Annotated in this window: 15 protein-coding genes and 1 tRNA gene; 10 read left to right on the forward strand and 6 right to left on the reverse strand. The window is 69.6% G+C overall.

Translation table 11 applies throughout. The features are described 5' to 3' along the window. Positions 1-34 precede the first annotated feature (34 nt). Complete coding sequence (locus tag C5B96_RS12765; protein ID WP_104245746.1) at positions 35-1,090, forward strand: acyltransferase; 1,056 nt, start codon at positions 35-37, stop codon at positions 1,088-1,090. Between the two features lie 49 nt (positions 1,091-1,139). On the opposite strand, the gene C5B96_RS12770 is transcribed toward C5B96_RS12765, so the two are convergent. Then, a tRNA-Ser gene (locus tag C5B96_RS12770) sits at positions 1,140-1,229 on the reverse strand. 92 nt (positions 1,230-1,321) lie between these two features. Then, complete coding sequence (locus tag C5B96_RS12775; RefSeq protein WP_104245747.1) at positions 1,322-2,383, reverse strand: alpha/beta fold hydrolase; 1,062 nt, start codon at positions 2,381-2,383, stop codon at positions 1,322-1,324. Between the two features lie 49 nt (positions 2,384-2,432). On the opposite strand from C5B96_RS12775, the gene mgrA reads away from it, so the two are divergent. The 3 genes from mgrA to C5B96_RS12790 all read left to right on the forward strand — a co-directional run bounded on the left by mgrA (position 2,433) and on the right by C5B96_RS12790 (position 5,191). Beyond that, positions 2,433-3,461, forward strand: a complete 1,029-nt coding sequence (gene mgrA / locus C5B96_RS12780) for an L-glyceraldehyde 3-phosphate reductase (RefSeq protein WP_104245758.1) — start codon at positions 2,433-2,435, stop codon at positions 3,459-3,461. A 27-nt stretch (positions 3,462-3,488) separates the two neighbouring features. Beyond that, positions 3,489-4,274, forward strand: coding sequence for a PIG-L family deacetylase (locus C5B96_RS12785; protein ID WP_104245748.1), 786 nt, complete (start codon positions 3,489-3,491; stop codon positions 4,272-4,274). 140 nt (positions 4,275-4,414) lie between these two features. Next, positions 4,415-5,191, forward strand: coding sequence for a hypothetical protein (locus tag C5B96_RS12790; RefSeq protein WP_104245749.1), 777 nt, complete (start codon positions 4,415-4,417; stop codon positions 5,189-5,191). Between the two features lie 69 nt (positions 5,192-5,260). On the opposite strand, the gene C5B96_RS12795 is transcribed toward C5B96_RS12790, so the two are convergent. After that, positions 5,261-5,548, reverse strand: a complete 288-nt coding sequence (locus C5B96_RS12795; protein ID WP_104245750.1) for a hypothetical protein — start codon at positions 5,546-5,548, stop codon at positions 5,261-5,263. A 2-nt stretch (positions 5,549-5,550) separates the two neighbouring features. Here C5B96_RS12795 and C5B96_RS17175 point away from each other — a divergent pair, with 2 nt between their 5' ends. Continuing rightward, positions 5,551-5,802, forward strand: coding sequence for a hypothetical protein (locus tag C5B96_RS17175; protein WP_146078172.1), 252 nt, complete (start codon positions 5,551-5,553; stop codon positions 5,800-5,802). A 224-nt stretch (positions 5,803-6,026) separates the two neighbouring features. Next, positions 6,027-7,358 carry a DNA repair protein RadA gene (radA, locus tag C5B96_RS12800; protein WP_104245751.1) on the forward strand — a complete coding sequence of 444 codons (1,332 nt, stop codon included), beginning with the start codon at positions 6,027-6,029 and terminating at the stop codon, positions 7,356-7,358. 48 nt (positions 7,359-7,406) lie between these two features. On the opposite strand, the gene C5B96_RS12805 is transcribed toward radA, so the two are convergent. From C5B96_RS12805 to C5B96_RS12815, 3 genes are all read right to left on the reverse strand, one after another. Further along, positions 7,407-9,059, reverse strand: a complete 1,653-nt coding sequence (locus C5B96_RS12805; protein ID WP_104245752.1) for a carboxylesterase/lipase family protein — start codon at positions 9,057-9,059, stop codon at positions 7,407-7,409. A gap of 462 nt (positions 9,060-9,521) precedes the next feature. Continuing rightward, complete coding sequence (locus tag C5B96_RS12810) at positions 9,522-10,229, reverse strand: hypothetical protein (RefSeq protein WP_104245753.1); 708 nt, start codon at positions 10,227-10,229, stop codon at positions 9,522-9,524. 25 nt (positions 10,230-10,254) lie between these two features. Next, positions 10,255-12,006, reverse strand: a complete 1,752-nt coding sequence (locus tag C5B96_RS12815; protein ID WP_104245754.1) for a phosphoenolpyruvate--protein phosphotransferase — start codon at positions 12,004-12,006, stop codon at positions 10,255-10,257. 158 nt (positions 12,007-12,164) lie between these two features. Here C5B96_RS12815 and C5B96_RS12820 point away from each other — a divergent pair, with 158 nt between their 5' ends. The 4 genes from C5B96_RS12820 to C5B96_RS12835 are packed head-to-tail and all read left to right on the forward strand — an operon-like array spanning position 12,165 to position 16,775. Continuing rightward, a complete protein-coding gene (locus tag C5B96_RS12820) occupies positions 12,165-14,318 on the forward strand; it encodes a phenylacetate--CoA ligase family protein (RefSeq protein WP_199176649.1) in 2,154 nt (717 codons plus the stop codon). Continuing rightward, entirely contained in the window at positions 14,315-14,758 is a 444-nt protein-coding gene (locus C5B96_RS12825; protein WP_146078173.1) for a DUF4188 domain-containing protein, read from the forward strand. The genes C5B96_RS12820 and C5B96_RS12825 overlap by 4 nt, the downstream gene beginning before the upstream one ends. Beyond that, positions 14,755-16,011 carry a hypothetical protein gene (locus C5B96_RS12830; RefSeq protein WP_199176650.1) on the forward strand — a complete coding sequence of 419 codons (1,257 nt, stop codon included), beginning with the start codon at positions 14,755-14,757 and terminating at the stop codon, positions 16,009-16,011. The genes C5B96_RS12825 and C5B96_RS12830 overlap by 4 nt, the downstream gene beginning before the upstream one ends. Beyond that, entirely contained in the window at positions 16,008-16,775 is a 768-nt protein-coding gene (locus C5B96_RS12835) for a nitroreductase family protein (protein ID WP_104245756.1), read from the forward strand. Before C5B96_RS12830 ends, C5B96_RS12835 begins: the two co-directional genes overlap by 4 nt. Positions 16,776-16,853 lie beyond the last annotated feature (78 nt).

Here is a 16,853-nt window from a genome sequence, read left to right on the forward strand (position 1 = left end):
CTGTTCCATCAGGGGCTGAGCCTAGGGTGGGCCGATGCCCGCCGGTGACCTCGCTCTCTCGACCCCCGTACTGAGATCGCTGACCGGTCTGCGGTGGGTCGCAGCCTTCGTGGTCTTCGGGTTCCACATCGTCGCGGTCGAGTACTTCGGCTCGGGCCAGGGCGTCGTTTCTGCCCTGTTCGGAGCCGGCGGAACAGGGGTGTCCCTGTTCTTCATCCTCTCCGGGTTCGTGCTCACCTGGACTCACCGCGCGGGCACCCAGCCTCTCGTCTTCTGGCGGCGCCGGTTTGCGCGGATCTGGCCGCTTCACCTCGTCGTCGTCTTCGTGGCACTCCTGGTGTCGGCGACGGTGGTCCCCGGAATCCGGTCATCGAGCCCGGTCTCCATCATCGCGAACATCTTCCTCGTCAGCAGCTGGTCACCGGGGTGGTGGCAGGCCGGCAACCCGGTGAGCTGGACCCTCGTGTGCGAAGCATTCTTCTATCTCCTGTTCCCCGTACTCGTCTGGGCGACCAGACCGATGACGACCCGGCGGCTGTGCACGCTCGGTGCGCTGATGCTGGCCCTGGTCTGGTCGGCCCCGCCCCTCGCCCAGCTCGCGCCCGACGAGCTCTCGGCGTACAGCTCACCCGTGATGCGGCTCCCGGAATTCGTCATCGGTATCGTCGTGGCACTGCTCGTGCGTCACGGAAAGTGGCGCGGACCCCGGCTGATCGTTGCGGCACCTCTCGCCCTGACCGGCTACAGCATCGCCTCACTGGCAGACAACCCGCCGTGGGCCGCCGGCGTCACCATCGTCGGGTACAGCCTTCTCATTGCAGCGCTCGCGCGTGCAGACCTCGAAGCCGTTCCGACTCCCCTCTCCTCAGAGCTGATGGTGCGGCTCGGAACGCTCTCGTTCGCCTTCTACCTCATCCACCTGCTGGTCATCGCCGCACTCTCATCGCCCTGGCCAGGAGGACACCCGCAGATCGATTCGGGCGATGCCTCCGCACTCGCCCTGGGGGCGCTCGCACTCGCGCTCGGAGCCGCGTGGCTTCTCCACCGGTACATCGAGAAGCCGGCCCACCGGCTGATCATGGGCCTCTGACGCGAAAAGCCCCAGACCCACGCCGATGCGAGGGTCTGGGGCTTTTCGTTGGCGGTACCGGTGGGATTTGAACCCACGGTGCTCTTTCAAGCACACAACTTTTCGAGAGTTGCACCTTCGGCCGCTCGGACACGGTACCGGGGGATACTTTACGGCACCCCACGGCGGTGCGCCAATCGGCCGCCGGGGGTGGGTGACGGGGTGGGTGACGGAACGCAGATGGCGCTGGGGTCAGCCGGCCCCGGGTTCGCCGCGACGCGCAGCCGCGGCCCGCGCCTCGGCGCCCGCGCGCTCGCGCTCCGAGGCCGCCACCCGCGATGCGTCGCCGGAGCGCTCCATCGCCTCGGCGTGCTCGGTCTTGCCCTCCGCGATGAGGTCGTCGTCACCGCGGGCGACACCGACCGCTTCGGTCAGCCTGCCCTTGACGGCGGCAACGGCATCCGGAATCGACACCGCGGGAGCCGTGTCGGGAATGTCGTCCGCAGCGGTGTCGTAGACGCGCAGGCTGTTGCTGTCCCTGAGAGGCGTGCCACTGGTCGCCTGCTGGGCGTGCTCGACGCAGAGCAGCGCGACCTCCTCGGCATGCGCGTGCATCACGGAGTGGGCAGCGCCGGGCATCTCCCAGAGACGCGAGTTGGGCAGTAACCGGCCGACCTGCTCCACCCATTTCCTCGGCGCGACCGCGTCGTACTGGCCCCTGATGACAAGCGTGTGGGCCTGGATGCCCGGCAGCGCCTTCTCGATCGGATACTGCATCATCTCGGGCAGAATGCGCGAGAACCATTTGAAGCCGCAGAGAAGATAGGCGCTGACCGCCAGGAACTTGACCTTGAACGGCTCGTGCCAGGCGGCCTGCAGAAACCGCAGGGCAGCGCGGGCCACCCACCGTTCGCGCGGGTTGACCACCGGCCCGATCAGGACCGCGGTCGAGATTTCGGGCCGCCGGGAGACGAGGTCGCTGACGATCTGGGTGCCCATCGAGTGCCCCACGATGATGGGGTCGGTCAGCTCGAGGTCGTCGATCACCTTGCCGACGAGGTCGGCGTACAGGCGGATCGTCATCGCCTGGTCGGGGTGCGGAACGCCCCCGAACCCGGGCAGGTCGAGCGCGTGCACCGGGCCGAACTCGTTGAGGTTCGGCGCGAGCCGCTCGAAGTAGGTCGACGAGACGCCGATGCCCGGCACGAGCACGAAGGGCCGCACGCCGGTCGTGCCGATGGTGTTGACGCGGGCGTACGTGTCGCCTTTCTCGGTGTAGACGCGGCTGACGTCGACCTGGGTTCGGGATGCCATGTCTCCAGCGTAGGCCCGAGTGTCGGCGGTGCATGGCAGTATCGATTCCGTGACCTTCATTGCTGCAGAAAACAGATACGACGACCTCCTCCCCTACCGACGCACGGGGCGAAGCGGGCTGCTCCTGCCCGCCGTCTCGCTCGGGCTCTGGCAGAACTTCGGCGACACGACGACGACGGAGAGCCAGCGGGCGATCCTCCGTCGGGCCTTCGACCTCGGGGTGACGCACTTCGACCTCGCCAACAACTACGGCCCGCCCTACGGCAGCGCCGAGACGAACTTCGGGCGCATCTTCGCCGAAGACTTCGTGCCGTACCGAGACGAACTCGTCATCTCGTCGAAGGCCGGCTACGACATGTGGCCGGGCCCCTACGGCAACTACGGTTCGCGCAAATACCTGCTCGCCTCGCTCGACCAGTCGCTCGAGCGCATGGGGCTCGACTACGTCGACATCTTCTACTCGCACCGCGCCGACCCCGACACTCCGCTCGAAGAGACGATGGGCGCGCTGCACACGGCCGTCACCTCGGGCCGGGCCCTCTATGCGGGCATCTCGTCGTACTCGCCCGAGCGCACCGTCGAGGCCGCGCGCATCCTGGGCGACCTGGGGACTCCCCTGCTCATCCACCAGCCGTCGTATTCCATGCTGAACCGGTGGATCGAAGACGGCCTGCTCGACACCCTCGGCGACCTCGGCGTCGGCTGCATCGCGTTCTCGCCGCTGGCCCAGGGCATGCTCACCGATCGGTACCTGAACGGCATCCCCTCCGATTCGCGCGCAGCCCGTGAGGGGTCGATGAAGTCGTCGTTCGTGAGCGACGAGGCCCTCTCGCACATCACCGCTCTGAACGAGATCGCGTCGGGCCGCGGGCAGACCCTCGCGCAGCTCGCGCTCAGCTGGGCTCTCCGCGACGAGCGCGTCACCTCGGTGCTGATCGGCGCATCGAGCGTGAAGCAGCTCGAAGACAACCTCGCGTCGACCCAGAACCTGGCCTTCACCAGCGCCGAGCTCGACGCGATCGACGAGCACGCGATCGACGGCGGCATCAACCTCTGGGCGGCGTCGAGCGCGGTGTAGCGCAGGGGCCCGCAATACGCTGGGTGGATGCTGTTCACCGAACTCGAAGGCCACCCGGCCGCCGCCGTGCTGTTCCTGCATGCCCACCCCGACGACGAGACCCTGGCGACGGGCGGCCTGATGGCGACGCTCGCCGCCGAGGGGTTCCGCGTGGTGCTCGTCACCGGCACCCGCGGGGAGCGCGGCGAGGTCGTGCCCGGCCCCCTCGCCCACCTCGAGGGCACACCCGGCCTCGCTCCCGTGCGCGTCGCCGAGCTCGCTGCGGCGATGCGCGCACTGGGTGTCGACGATCACCGTTTTCTCGGTGCGGGGGCCTCCGCCGCCGCCCACGGAGCGCGTGCAGCCGGGCTCCCGCCGCGAACGTATTCCGATTCGGGCATGCAGTGGGGGCCTCTTGGCACCGCCGTCGCCGCAGATGACGCTCCGTTCGATGCCCTGAGCCTGGCGCCGCTCGATGAAGTGGTCGATGACATCCGAACAGTGGTGGCGGATGTCGAACCGCGCCTCCTCGTCTCGTACGACGAAACCGGGGGGTACGGGCATCCCGATCACGTGCGGATGCATGACGCTGCCGCCCGAGTGTCGGCGCTCACGGGCATCCCGCTCGTCACCGTCGTCTCGGCCTGGGAGGGCGACGCCGCTCTCGAATCCGACGATGTCGTCGTGCCGCTCGGCGACCGGCGACCGGCGAAGTTCGCTGCCCTGCGGGCGTACGCCACCCAGCTCAGCGTCGAGGGCGACGACATCGTGCTGTCGGGTGGCCAGCGCCACACCGTCGCCGAAACCGAGGTGTACCGGCGCGCGCGTTCGTGATGCCGCTGCCGTGACGAGGCGGATTCGCCCGGGCGCACGAGGCCCCGAGTGTTAGGCTCGCCTTACCCGATCAGGTGACGGCACGCTCGCGCGTGTGGTCGCCGACGTGTGATTTCGAGAAGAAGGGCACCTTCACCCCCATGAGCTTCATCACCTCCCCTGCTTTCGCGGAAAAAGGTTACGTCGTGCTCGATCGGTACGACCAGGCCGCTGATCCGAAGGAGTGGCTCGACCTCGAGTACGTCGACTGGAAGTCGTCGGGAGTGACCCGTTTCGCGCCGCTGGCCAGCGCATTCGGCGACATGGAGTGCAACGGCTTCTGGAACCACACGCCTCCCCGCACCGACAAAGACGGCGTCTGGGTGAAGGCGAACGCCGACCTCGCGCCCATTCTGAAGGCGCGCGCGGAGGAGCCCGGCACCAACATCGGCCGCTGCCGCGTGATCGAGCTCCAGCCGAACGACTACACGAACGCCATCTACAACCTGCACCAGGACGACAACAACCGCCTCAACCCCGACGGCACCGGGTGGATCGTGCGGGCCTTCTTCAACCTCTCCGACGACCCCTCCTCCGTACTGATCCTGCGCGAAGACCGTTTCGACCCCGAGACCGAGGTGCGCATCCCGCTGCCCGCCGGCGCGCAGGTCATCGTCGACACGCAGCGGTTCTGGCACGCCGTCTGGCAGGTCGGCCCCGAGCCGCGCTACTGCCTGATCACCTCGTGGGAGTCCGGCCCCGAACTCGACGCCTACATCGAGAAGTACCACGGCACCTCGAACACCGTGAACCCGCCCCTCGACCCGCAGGTGATCGAAGACGCCCAGGCCGAGGTGCGCCGTCGCCTCGCCGAGCGCTCCGCCACCCTGGCTTCGCAGGGCAAGCGCGACCCCGGCCCCCGCGACCCCGAGGCCTGACCCGGCGCGCTCCTCCTCCTGTCACGCCCTGCTCCGTCACTGCGGCGGGGCGCCGCCTTGTGCTGCTCGTCAGAGCTCCGGATGCTCGCCGAGCAGCCCGGGCACCCCGCTCTGTGTGCAGAGCCAGTGCGCGAAGTCTGCGTCGATGAAGCCGGCCAGTCTCACCACCGATCGGTGGGCATCCTGCACCGAGAGCCGCCGCCAGGCTCCCGTCGCCTTGTCTCGCTGATCTGGGAGCGGGATGCCCCACAGCACGGGCTCGTGATGCACGACCCGGTTGCGCAGGTACCGCACCTCGTTGGCCGTTCGGAGCACCTGCGTGCGGATGCTGCTGCTGTTCGGGAATGCTGCGGCCAAGCATGGTTTCCACAGGATTTCGTCATTGGTTCTTGTCTCGTCGCAAACCATCTCGGCCCGAACACCGCATCCAGCTGGCGGCTCATCGCGTTGCGCAGAGCAACTTCGATCACGCCGACGTCCCGAAAGAGCGCGCTCGCGAGCTCGGCGTTGCGAGAGTAGAGCGCCACACCTTCTGCCACGTCACCGGCCTCGTCGATGAACCGGGCGAGGCGATCGCGGCCGAGTATGGGAAGGGTGATGTCGACGTCTGAGAGCAACGGCTTCTTTCGGCTTCGGCCAACGTGAGTGGCGCTAAGGTCCCCTGCGGGTTATAATAATGGTTCCCCCGGGCCGGCCACTTCGAGAATGCTCCCGGGGTTCTTCTTTGGGCTGAAGCGGGGGTCGGCCCCTCCTCCACAGGGGTCGAGATCTCGCGGTTCTCCACGGATGCGCGGGGGCGCGGAGCGGTGTCGGTGGCCCCGCCTAGGGTGGAGGCATGCCGACTAAACCGCTCAGCAACTTCAAGTGCACCGAGTGCGGGTGGAAGACCCCGCGCTGGGCCGGGCGCTGCGGCGAGTGCCAGGCGTGGGGCACGGTGGTGTCCGCCGCCGAGTCGACCGGGCTGCAGGGGCAGGTTCGCGCGGTCAGTGTCGACGAGGCGAGCATCGCGCGCCCCATCACCGAGATCGAGACCGACGCGGCCATGCACTGGGCCACCGGCATCACTGAATTCGATCGTGTGCTGGGCGGGGGCCTCGTGCCGGGCGTCGCCATCCTCCTCTCAGGCGAGCCCGGGGTGGGCAAATCCACGCTGCTACTTGAGGTCGCTGCCCGGGCCGCGCAGGAGCACCTACGGGTGCTCTATGTCAGCGCCGAGGAGTCCGTCGGGCAGATCAAGATGCGTGCTGAGCGCACCCGATCCCTCTCCCCCACCCTGATGCTCGCGGCCGAGACCGACCTGGCGACGATCCTCGGGCAGATCGACGCGGTGATGCCGCACCTCGTGATCGTCGACTCCGTGCAGACGGTGAGCAGTTCGCAGATCGAGGGCGCTGCCGGCGGGCCGACCCAGGTGCGGGCGGTCGCGTCTGCGTTGATCCGGGTCGCCAAGGAGCGGTCGCTCCCCGTGCTGCTCGTCGGGCACGTCACGAAAGACGGCTCCATCGCCGGTCCGCGCGTGCTCGAGCACCTGGTCGACGTCGTCTGCCAGTTCGAGGGCGACAGGCAGACTGCGCTGCGCTTCGTGCGCACGCTGAAGAACCGGTTCGGGCCGACCGACGAGGTCGGGTGCTTCGAGATGACGGGCGAGGGCATCCGCGAGGTGCCCGACCCGAGTGGGCTGTTCCTCAGCCGCGGTTCCGAAGCCGTGAGCGGCACCTGCGTCACGGTCGCGCTCGAGGGTCGTCGCGCCCTGCCGGTCGAGGTACAGGCGCTCGTCGTCTCGACGACGGCACCGAACCCGAGGCGGGTGACGAACGGGGTGGATGCGTCCCGCGTCTCGATGCTGCTCGCCGTGCTCGAACGGCGGCTGAACGTGAAACTCTCCGACAAGGACGTGTACGTGTCGACGGTCGGCGGGGTGAAGCTGACGGAGCCCTCCGCCGACCTCGCGATCGCCCTCGCCATCGCCTCCGCCAACAACGACAGGGCGCTGCCCCACAACTTCGTGGCATTCGGCGAGATCAGCCTTGCGGGCGAGGTGCGGCCCGTGACATCGAGCGACCTCCGTGCGACCGAGGCGCGCCGCCTCGGCTTCACCCGCATTCTCGGCCCCGGCCAGACCGGAATCCGCCAGGCCTTCGCGAAGGCGTTCGAGCCGGCGGGCTGAGGCGCGGGCGGCGCAGATCGAGTTGCCGCGCGGGTAACCGGCGCCGGCTCAGACGTGCGGAACGAAAGCCTGCCAGGCGGTGCGGCGCGAGGCGCGGGGGTCGCTCTCGATGCGGTCGACGGCGTCGATGATGAGCGTCTGCCGCGTCTCCTCGTCGTAGCGGGGCCAGGCGACGAGGTTCCTCACCAGCGAGGAGGGCGCCGCCGCCACCCCCGCTGATGCGCCAGACGCGCCGGGCACCGCAGAAACACCGGGCGCCGCAGAAACACCGGGCGCCGCCGGCTCACCCGCGTACGCGAAGTGCACCCAGTGCGCCCGCATCCGTGCGCCCGCCGCGAGGAACGTGCGCCGCCCGCCGAGCACCGTCATCGTGCGGCCGAAGGCCCCGCCCATGCGGTCGAACAGCGCGAAGAGTTCGAGTCCGTGGGTCGCGTCGAAGCCGGCCAGCCGCACCAGGCGCGGGGCGATGTCGAACCGGTAGAAGTAGACGGGTGCGAACCGCGCATGCCGCTCCGCGACCTTCACCGTCGGGTACCAGAACGCGTAGTCGCCCCCGAAATCCGCCGCCGCGCGCCGCGCAGGCAGCCCGGGGTACTCCGCCTTGATCGCCTTCCGCGCCTTCTTCTTCGTCTTCGCGAAGATCGCCCGAATGCGTTTGGGCGTCGTGGCGAGAATGTCGAGACGCCCGCTGAACAGCGAGCCCTCCCGGTCGTTCGTGCCGATGATGAGGGGCACCGGATGCGCCCGGCCGGCCTTGAACGCATCCAGCGGCCGCTCGGGCAGAAAGTCGCCGTCGATGACGGGGCACAGGGCGATGGTTCCCGGGTCGGTGTCGGGCGCATCGAGCTGCAGAGCATCCGTCGCCCGCACCAGCTCGCGCCAGTCGGCGGTCACCAGCAACTCCCCCGCGTCTTCGGCGCTGGTGTTCTCGACGCTGTCGGGCGCCACGCGCGCGCTCAGCAGCTCGACGAACTGCGCCGCCCAGAGCCGGGTCTGCGACGGCGGGTACACCGCGTTCGTCGGCGAGCTCTGGGCGATGGCCCGGGCGAAGAGTCCGGATGCCGCTGGCACCGTCATGAGCGTCGTCACAGCATTCGCGCCAGCTGACTCGCCGAAGAGGGTGACGCGGTCGGGATCGCCTCCGAACGCACGGATGTTGGCCGCCACCCACTCGAGCGCCGCAACGCAGTCCTTGAGCCCCAGGTTGTTCTCGATCGGTCGTTCGGGCGTCGAGAACTCCGTGAAATCGAGAAAGCCGAGCGCCCCGAGCCGGTAGTTGATGCTGACGTAGACCACGTTCCCCTGCCGAACGAGAGTGTCACCGTTCTGCGGCACCTCGGCTGACGACCCGACGATGTAGGCCCCGCCGTGGATGAACACCATCACGGGGAGCAGGGCTGCCGGATGCCCGTCGGCACCCGTACCGGCCGGCCGCACCACATTCAGGCTGAGGCAGTTCTCGCCCATCGGGGTGTTCTTCCGGGCGCCGATGAAGCGGCCCTCCCTGGACTGCGGGGCCACCGGCCCGAACCGGCCCGCATCGCGCACCCCGCTCCACGACTGCGGCGGTTGCGGCGCCCGGAACCTCAGTGGCCCGGTGGGTGCTGCCGCGTACGGCAGCCCGCGCCACGACTCGACTCCGCGCTCCCGCACACCGCGCGCGATTCCTGTCGTCAGAGTGACGTCGAGCGCGTGCGGCATAGTGCGATGCTAACCCGCCGAGGTGAACAACCCGGCCGCGCGGGGGTCGGAGCGGCACGGCCCCGGAGAGTGCACGGGGCCGTGCCGCAGCGGGTACCAGTCGCCATCTGTTCCTAGCAAACAATGACCGGTCTTTCCCCACCCAGAGAGATTGCGCAACCCGAATTGCCGCAGATCCCTCGACATATTCTTACCACTTACGCGGATCTTCGTCATCCGGGCTGTGGGAACCCCCTTCTATTGGGGCTGTTTCGGCGCATTCGCTTGAGGGTACATTCGATCTGCAGCCCGAAACTGCGGCCCCGAATCTGCGGTTGCCTAGAACCCAGATGCGTTTGTCCTGCGTCTGGTGACGTCACTTTTTCCTAGAGGGTGACGCGCCAGACGGGATGAGGCGGCTCCTCGGCCGGGAATTGACAAGACCTCCCGAATCTTCCCGTCCGAGAGCCCCTGGCAGAGCGTTCAGTTCAGAAGGAACTGCGCCGTGTCGGTCGACGCGATCCCGTCGACGGAGACCTGCAGGTGGTACGACGCGCCGCCGGCCGGCACCGCTGTCTGCGAGCCTGCGCACGTCGAGGGCGACGAGCGGACGCGGTTCCACGGGAACGGGGTGGAAGTCACGGCCACGCCAGGCGCGAGCATCGCGGGGGTGTCGGAGGCGCCGGTCTGGCAATCGGTCGAGACCCAGTACGTCTCCGACCCACTCGAGATCGTGTAGACCTGCTTCGACGTGCCGGCGTTGATGGTGCAGGGCGAAGAGCCCGTGTTCACGATGCTGAACGAGAGCTCGGGATTCGCGCCGCTCGGGTATGTGTTCGCGTCGGTGATGGCGGTCACGGTGATGTTGCCGGCCGCGCAGGCTGCTGTGCCGTCGGTCGCGGCATCGGTCGACGCGGCGCCGGTGGACGCGGCGCCGCTGGGTGCGGTCGACACCGGCGGGGTGGATGCGGAGCCGCCCGACGCCGGGGCTCCGGACGACGCCGTGCCGCTGACCGGGGTACCTGAGGCACCGTTCTGCGCAGCGCCGGGCGTCGCCGAGGCCCCCGGTGACCACGGCTTCAGGATGACCAGCAGCACCGCCACGACGACAACGACGAGCACCAGCAGTGCGAGCGCCCTGCGTCGCCGGTACACCTTCGGCGAGAGTCGACGGGGCCGTGGTGCAGACATTCTGACAGGGTACCCGCCCCGTCTGTCAGCCCACGGCGTTGGCCGCGGCCAGCCGCGAGACGGCCGTTCGCGCACCCGCGGCCGACGTCGCTTTGAGAGCGGCGCGAGCGAGCGCCTCGGCTTCGGGCGCCGTGTGCCGGGCCAGTTCTGCGCGCACATCGGCGATCGCGGCAGGCGTCATCGAGAGCGTCGTGATGCCGAGCCCGACGAGCACCACGGCCAGCAGAGGGTCGGCCGCGGCCTCGCCGCAGACTCCGACCGGCTTGCCCGCGTCTCTCCCGGCGCGGCCGAGCATCGCGATGAGGCGGAGCACGGCCGGATGCCACGGATCTTGCAGGTGGGCGACGGAACCGAGCAGGCGGTCGGCGGCCAGGGTGTACTGGGTGAGGTCGTTGGTACCGATGCTGACGAAGTCGGCGAACTCGAAGATCTGGTCGGCGACCAGGGCAGACGACGGAACCTCGGCCATGACGCCGGCCACCTGGATGCCGAGCTCTTGGGCGAGCGTGGTGAAGTACTCCGCCTCGTCGGCGTCGGCGATCATCGGGGCCATGACCCAGAGGTCGACGCGCTCGGCGTGACGCCCACCCGAACCCGAGCCCGAACCCGTACCAGCGGCAGCTCCGGCACCAGCGGCAGCGCGGGTGCCCGACCCGTTCACGGCCTGCTCGGCCCGCGCGAGTGCGGTGAGCTGGTCGATCAGGATCTGCTCGCTCGCCTGCAGTGCACGGATACCGCGGAGACCGAGTGCCGGGTTCTCTTCGTGCGCATCGTTCAGAAAGCTCAGCGGCTTGTCGGCGCCGGCGTCGAGCACCCGAACGACGACCTTCTTGCCGACGAAGGCCCGCAGCATCCGCTCATACTGCACGACCTGTTCGTCGACGGTCGGCGCCGCGGCCGCGTCGAGGAAGAGGAACTCGGTGCGGAACAGGCCCACACCCTCCGCGCCGAGGGCGAGCGCCTCCGCCGCACCGTCGGCGGAGCCGAGGTTGGCGAGCAGCGGCACGACGGTTCCGTCGGCGAGCGCTCCGGGCGTGAGCGGAGCCGACGCGAGCGCCGACCGCTCGGCGATGCGCTGCCGGGCGTCGGCGAGGTCGTCGTCGGAGGGTGACGTGTCGACAGTGCCGGCCCCGGCATCCAGAATCACCAGCGTACCGTCTGCCAGGTTCTCGGCGCCCTGCACCCCGACGATCGCGGGGATCGACTTCGAACGCGCGAGGATCGCGGTGTGCGAGGTCGGGCCGCCCTCGCGGGTGATCAGCCCGATGACCTTCTCGAGGTCGAGCAGGGCGGTGTCGGCGGGCGCCAGGTCGTGGGCGACGAGGACGAACGGGGTGTCGGATTCGGGCACGCCGGGCGCGGGCACCCCGCGGAGGTGCGCGATCACGCGGCGCGACACATCGTCGAGATCGGTTGCGCGCTCGGCCATGTAGCCGCCCATCTGCACGAGCAGGTCGCGGAAGCCCGCATAGGCCTCGAACACCGCGCGATCGGCGGTTCTGCCGTCGCCGAGCTTCGCCTGGATGTCGTCGACGATCGTCGGGTCTGCGGCCATCAGGGCCTGGGCCTGCAACACGTCTTGGGCTGCTCCGCCGGCGCGTTCGCCGCGTGCCTCGAGATCGGCCGAGACGGCGGCGAGCGCGGCCTCGACCCGCGTGAAGGCGTCGCCCGCTGGCTCGGTCGCGATCTCGTCGAGGGGCTCGGCCAGTGGCTCAGGCATCCGGAGCGTCGGACCGACTGCGACCGCGCGACCGACGCCGACTCCGTTCAACTGCATTGTTCTCTCCTGGGTGCTCGTCGTGCCGGGGATCTCACTGTTTCCAGAGTAGTGCGCACCCCCGACACTGCATCTGAATCTTTCTCAGGTCGGTGTCGGAGGCTGCCATTAGACTGCTGCCGGGGATGATCGATGCGGCATTCCCGGGAGGAGAACGCTTGTCCAGGCCCACCTCGCAGGTGCAGGGTTCACGTTCGTCGCGCCCGTCGTACACCGGCCCTGCGCGGCTCGCCCGGCAGGCGGCCCTGCGCATCGCGACCGCCGTCGTTACGGCGTTCTACGGGGTCTACCGGCTGCATCCCGTGCTCTGGCGGTTCACCGCCCGGCACTACCACCCCTCCTTCGAACGGTTCGCGCGCTGGAACGCCTGGGCCATCTGCCAGCAGGCCTACCTCGACGTTCCCGCCTACCGGCGCTACCTCGACGAGCACGACTTCGTCTTCGACTGGTGGAACCTCTCGTCGTACCAGCCGACCTCGAAGAAGGAGTACGTCGACCGCTTCTCCGAAGAGGATCGCTGCTGGAACGGCGAGATCGTCACCGTCGGAACGGTCGTCGACGAATCGAGTGGTTCGAGCGGAATCCCCTACAACTGGATGAGGTCGAAACACGAGCTCGACACCGTGCACAAGAACGTCGCGGGCTACATCACCCTGCTGTTCGGCAGCCGCCGCCTCTTCTGCATCAACGCCTTCTCGATGGGGGCCTGGGCGACCGGAACGAACACCGGCCTCGCGATGTCGAAGGTCGCCATGGTCAAGAACACGGGCCCCGACATCGACAAGATCGTCGACACCCTCGCCCACTTCGGGCCGCGATACACCTACCTGATCAGCGCCTACCCACCCTTCCTGAAGCACCTGCGCGACCGGCTCGACGCGGAGGGTTTCGACTGGGATGCGTACGAACTGAACGGGTTCGTCGGCGGCGAGGCCCTGACCGAGGGCCTCCGCGACTACATCGAGCAACGATTCGCGCGGGTCTACTCGGGGTACGGCGCCTCCGACCTCACCATCGGCATGGCCGGCGAGAGCGACCTGTCGGTGTGGCTGCGGCGCAGCCTCGGGGCGAACCCCGAACTGCGTTCGGCCGTACTGGGGCCGAATGAAGACCGCACGCCGATGATCTTCCAGTACAACCCGCTCGAGACCTACCTCGAGACGACAGCAGACGGCGAGCTGCTCGTGACCCTGAACTCGACCGCGATCATGAGCCCGAAGGTGCGCTACAACATCGGCGATGAGGCGGCGATCGTGACGTTCCCCGAGATGGAGGCACACGTCGCCCGCTTCCCGCGGCTCGCGCTGGCGTTCGAGCGGGCGTTCTCGTCGCAGCGCATGAAGCTGCCGTTCGTGCTGCTCTTCGGGCGAAAAGATTCCACGATCTCCTACATGGGCGCCAACATCTACCCGCTCGACGTCGAGAACGGGCTCTACCTCGACAACCCGCACGCCTCGCACATCGAGTCGTTCAAGCTGAGCCTGCTCGACATCGGCGGGCTCGAGCAGCGGCCGGTCATTCACCTGCAGTTGCGCGCCGATGCGTCGCTGGCTCCGGATGCCCGGGAGGAGCTGCGGGCGGCCTCGGCGGCCGGGGTGCTGCACCACCTCGCCAGTGTCTCTCGGGACATCGCGCAGTCGCTCGAAGAAGATCCGACCGCCTCCGACGTGCGGATCGAGATCCACGACCACGGCACGGGCGTCTTCGCGCAGGGGGCCGGGGGCTCGTCGAAGATCAAGAACGTGTACCTGGTGGATGCGGGCGACCGCGGCGCGGCGGCGGGTGGATGCTCGACCGAACTCGGCGATGACGAGCGCCTCGGCGCGGCCCTGCTTCGGCGCCCGGGAGAAGTCGGTCGTGCGCATCAGCCCCCCGTGCCCGCCGCATCGGTCGCGACATGCGTTCGGTGCGCGGGATGCCCGGCTACGTGTGGCACCGGGCGTACCGGCGCTCCGGAACCCCCGGGCTCATCGCGTTCTTCGACACGGCAGATCGGGCCGCCGCCTACCGGAACCAGCTCGACTCGTCGGGCGACGCCCTCGCAACCCAGCTGCTGCTCGCCGACCCGGCCGGCTACAGCAACGGAGTGTGGCGGGCCGAGGACAACACGATGGCGCACATCCCCACGTTCACCCCGACCTCGACCGAGGCCGCGCGGGGCGCCAGTGGGCCGCGCGTCGCGATGCCACCCGCCCGCACCCGGCCCGCCGGCACCCCGCCCGCACGCGATCGAAACCCGGAGAGTGACCGGAAAGGTGGCCACATCCCGGCAACCTCCGGGCTCTCGACGGCGCCCACGGCAGCATCGGTGACGGATGCCCGGGCGATGTTCGTGGGTGCCACGAAGTATCGCGGGCCGCGGGCACTCGTGCAGCTGTCGCGCACGTGGTACCCGATGGTCGCGCGCATGCAGACGCTCCGCGGATACGTGTGGCACACGGTGTACTGGGAGCCGCCCTTCACGCTCGGCACCCTCGCGTTCTTCGCCTCCCGCGACGATCTGCTGTCGTTCGCCAGGCTTCCCGCGCACAGAACTCTCATGCAGTGGATCACCCGCGGCACCCGGAACGGCACGGGCGGCTACATCCGCCTGCACCTGGCGCCCGGTGAGCAGCCCGGGGCGACCGGAGCGACCGCGGCGGCCGGGGCGCACGCCGAGACGACGGGGGCCGCGGCCGCGGACGAGCCGCCGGGGGCAGCGTCCGCGACCGAACAGCCGGGGCCGGGCGGCGCGGGCGGAGGCGCACCGTGAGCGTGCGGGTCGAGCGGGTGGTCGACCGCCGCGGCCTGCGGGAGTTCGTCGAGCTTCCGCTGCGGCTGAAGCCGCGGGAGCTCGCCGTGCCGCTGCTCGAGGCGAGCATCCGTTCGTGGTTCACCGGGCGGAGCCCGCATCCAGAGCCCATCGACCTGCTGCTCGCCCGCGACACCGACGGAGCCGTCGTCGGCCGCACCACCGCGCACACCGACCGCCGGCTCGACGCGAAGCTCGGCGAGAGGTTGCAGCTGTTCGGGGCGACGGAGTTCCGCGACGGCGAGGCGGCGTCCGCTCTCTTCGGCGAACTCGAACGGCGGGGGCGGGCGGCGGGCGCCGACGCGCTCTTCGGCCCCGTCACCCTCCTGCCGAACCAGGCGGGCGGCGTCATCACCTCGGGGTTCGACGAGCGCGGGTTCGTCGATTCCGCGTGGAACGACCACCTGGTGCCGATCGTCTACGAGGCGGAAGGCTTCGAGCGCTGGGGCGAGGCCGACACGTGGGTGGTCGACGTCGGCGGGCCGGACGCAGGTACAGCCGCAGCCGAGGGCGCGGGCGCGGCTGCCGGTGGCGCGATCGCGCCCGAGCCCTCAGAGTGGCGGGCGGCCGGCCTCACCCTCGAGCACGGCTCGAAGCGCGACACGAAACGGCTGATCCCCGAGCTGCTCACCCTGCTGAACGCCTCCTTCGAGCAGCTTCCGTACTACACCGCGATCACCCCGGCCGAGATGGATGCCGCGACCGACGGCCTCGCCTTCCTGCTCGATGAACAGCTGCTGCTGCTGGCCCGCGACACGGCGACCGAACGAGCCGTGGCATTCGTACTGGTTCTGCCCGACATCACCCGCTTTCTGCAACGCATCGGGGGCCGCCTGACCCCCCTTCGCCAGGTGCAGCTGCTGCTGACGCGGGTTCTCTACCGGGAGGAGGCGGTTCTCGTGATCCAGGGCACCGATCCGGCGCGGCAGGGGCAGGGCATCCTGAGCCTGCTGAGCCGCCAGCTGCAGGCGAACCTCGCCGCGGGCGGATACCGACGCCTCCGCAGCACCTACGTCGGGCGCGACAATCCGGCGTCGACGGCGCAGTTCCGGCGCTTCGGCGGGCGCCCGCTGCACGGCTACACCTTCTACCGCCGTCCCGTCGGGTTCGATGCGGCTCCGGATGCCCGGCCCACCGCCGCCCGAGACCGCGAACCCGAACGGCCGGGCGCCGCACCGGATGCCCGACCCAACTCCGAGGGAGACCAGCTGTGACCCATCCGACGTCTGCGCCCACGCCCGGGTCCCCGTCCGCAAGGGCTGCGCAGCCCGCTGCTGCGCAGTTCGAGAGTGCGCACCCCACCACCGCGCAGCCCACCACCGCGCTCCCCACCACGGCGTTGCTCGAGCAGCTGATCACGCTCGCCGGCCGCTCACCCTCGCCGCACAACACCCAGCCGTGGTCGCCGCACATCGTTGCGCCGGCCGCCCTGGCCGACGCTGTATCTGAAGCCGACGCCCACGCCGACGCCGACGCGGCACCGGCCGCTTCCGCACCCGCAGCGGCGCCGATCGCTTCCCCGCCATCCCTCGCCGGGCCGATGGTCGAGGTGTGCGTCGTTCCGAGCCGCACTCTGCCCGCCGGCGACCCCAGCTTCCGTGACGTGGTGCTGTCGCTCGGAGCCTGGGTCGAGAGCTTCGCGATCGGAGCAGCCGAGCACGGCTACGACACCCACGTCGAGGCGCTTCCGCTGCTTTCCCAGCTCGAAGACCTGCCGCTGACCGGCCCGGCCGACCGTGCAAGGCCCGTGCTGCGCGTGCGTCTGGAGCCCGCCGGCGCAGCCGAGAGCGAAGCCGGCGCCACTACTCCTCCCACCGGGGCCACCACCACCACCACCGCGTCCGGCACCACCACGGACCCCAACGCCACCAACGCGGCCCCAGCCGGGGCCGCCACCAATGCCACCAGCGCCGCCACCGCGCCCGGAACCACCGGGGCCCCCACCGGGGCCGGCACCACCGCGGCCTCACGACGGTGACCCTGAACGACGTCTTCACCCACTGACATCCGCCGGCCCGCCCCCCCCAACCCTTACGCTCTCTGTCATAGCAGAATC

Source organism: Subtercola sp. Z020 (assembly GCF_002931235.1).
In the GTDB taxonomy this organism is placed as follows: Bacteria; Actinomycetota; Actinomycetes; order Actinomycetales; family Microbacteriaceae; genus Subtercola.

Coding starts and splice junctions, on each gene's coding strand:
- C5B96_RS12815 (WP_104245754.1), bottom strand. CDS start 12,006: ATGCAGTTGAACGGAGTCGGCGTCGGTCGCGCGGTCGCAGTCGGTCCG.
- C5B96_RS12790 (WP_104245749.1), top strand. CDS start 4,415: ATGAGCTTCATCACCTCCCCTGCTTTCGCGGAAAAAGGTTACGTCGTG.
- C5B96_RS12785 (WP_104245748.1), top strand. CDS start 3,489: ATGCTGTTCACCGAACTCGAAGGCCACCCGGCCGCCGCCGTGCTGTTC.
- radA (WP_104245751.1), top strand. CDS start 6,027: ATGCCGACTAAACCGCTCAGCAACTTCAAGTGCACCGAGTGCGGGTGG.
- C5B96_RS12775 (WP_104245747.1), bottom strand. CDS start 2,383: ATGGCATCCCGAACCCAGGTCGACGTCAGCCGCGTCTACACCGAGAAA.
- C5B96_RS17175 (WP_146078172.1), top strand. CDS start 5,551: ATGGTTTCCACAGGATTTCGTCATTGGTTCTTGTCTCGTCGCAAACCA.
- C5B96_RS12810 (WP_104245753.1), bottom strand. CDS start 10,229: ATGTCTGCACCACGGCCCCGTCGACTCTCGCCGAAGGTGTACCGGCGA.
- C5B96_RS12765 (WP_104245746.1), top strand. CDS start 35: ATGCCCGCCGGTGACCTCGCTCTCTCGACCCCCGTACTGAGATCGCTG.
- C5B96_RS12805 (WP_104245752.1), bottom strand. CDS start 9,059: ATGCCGCACGCGCTCGACGTCACTCTGACGACAGGAATCGCGCGCGGT.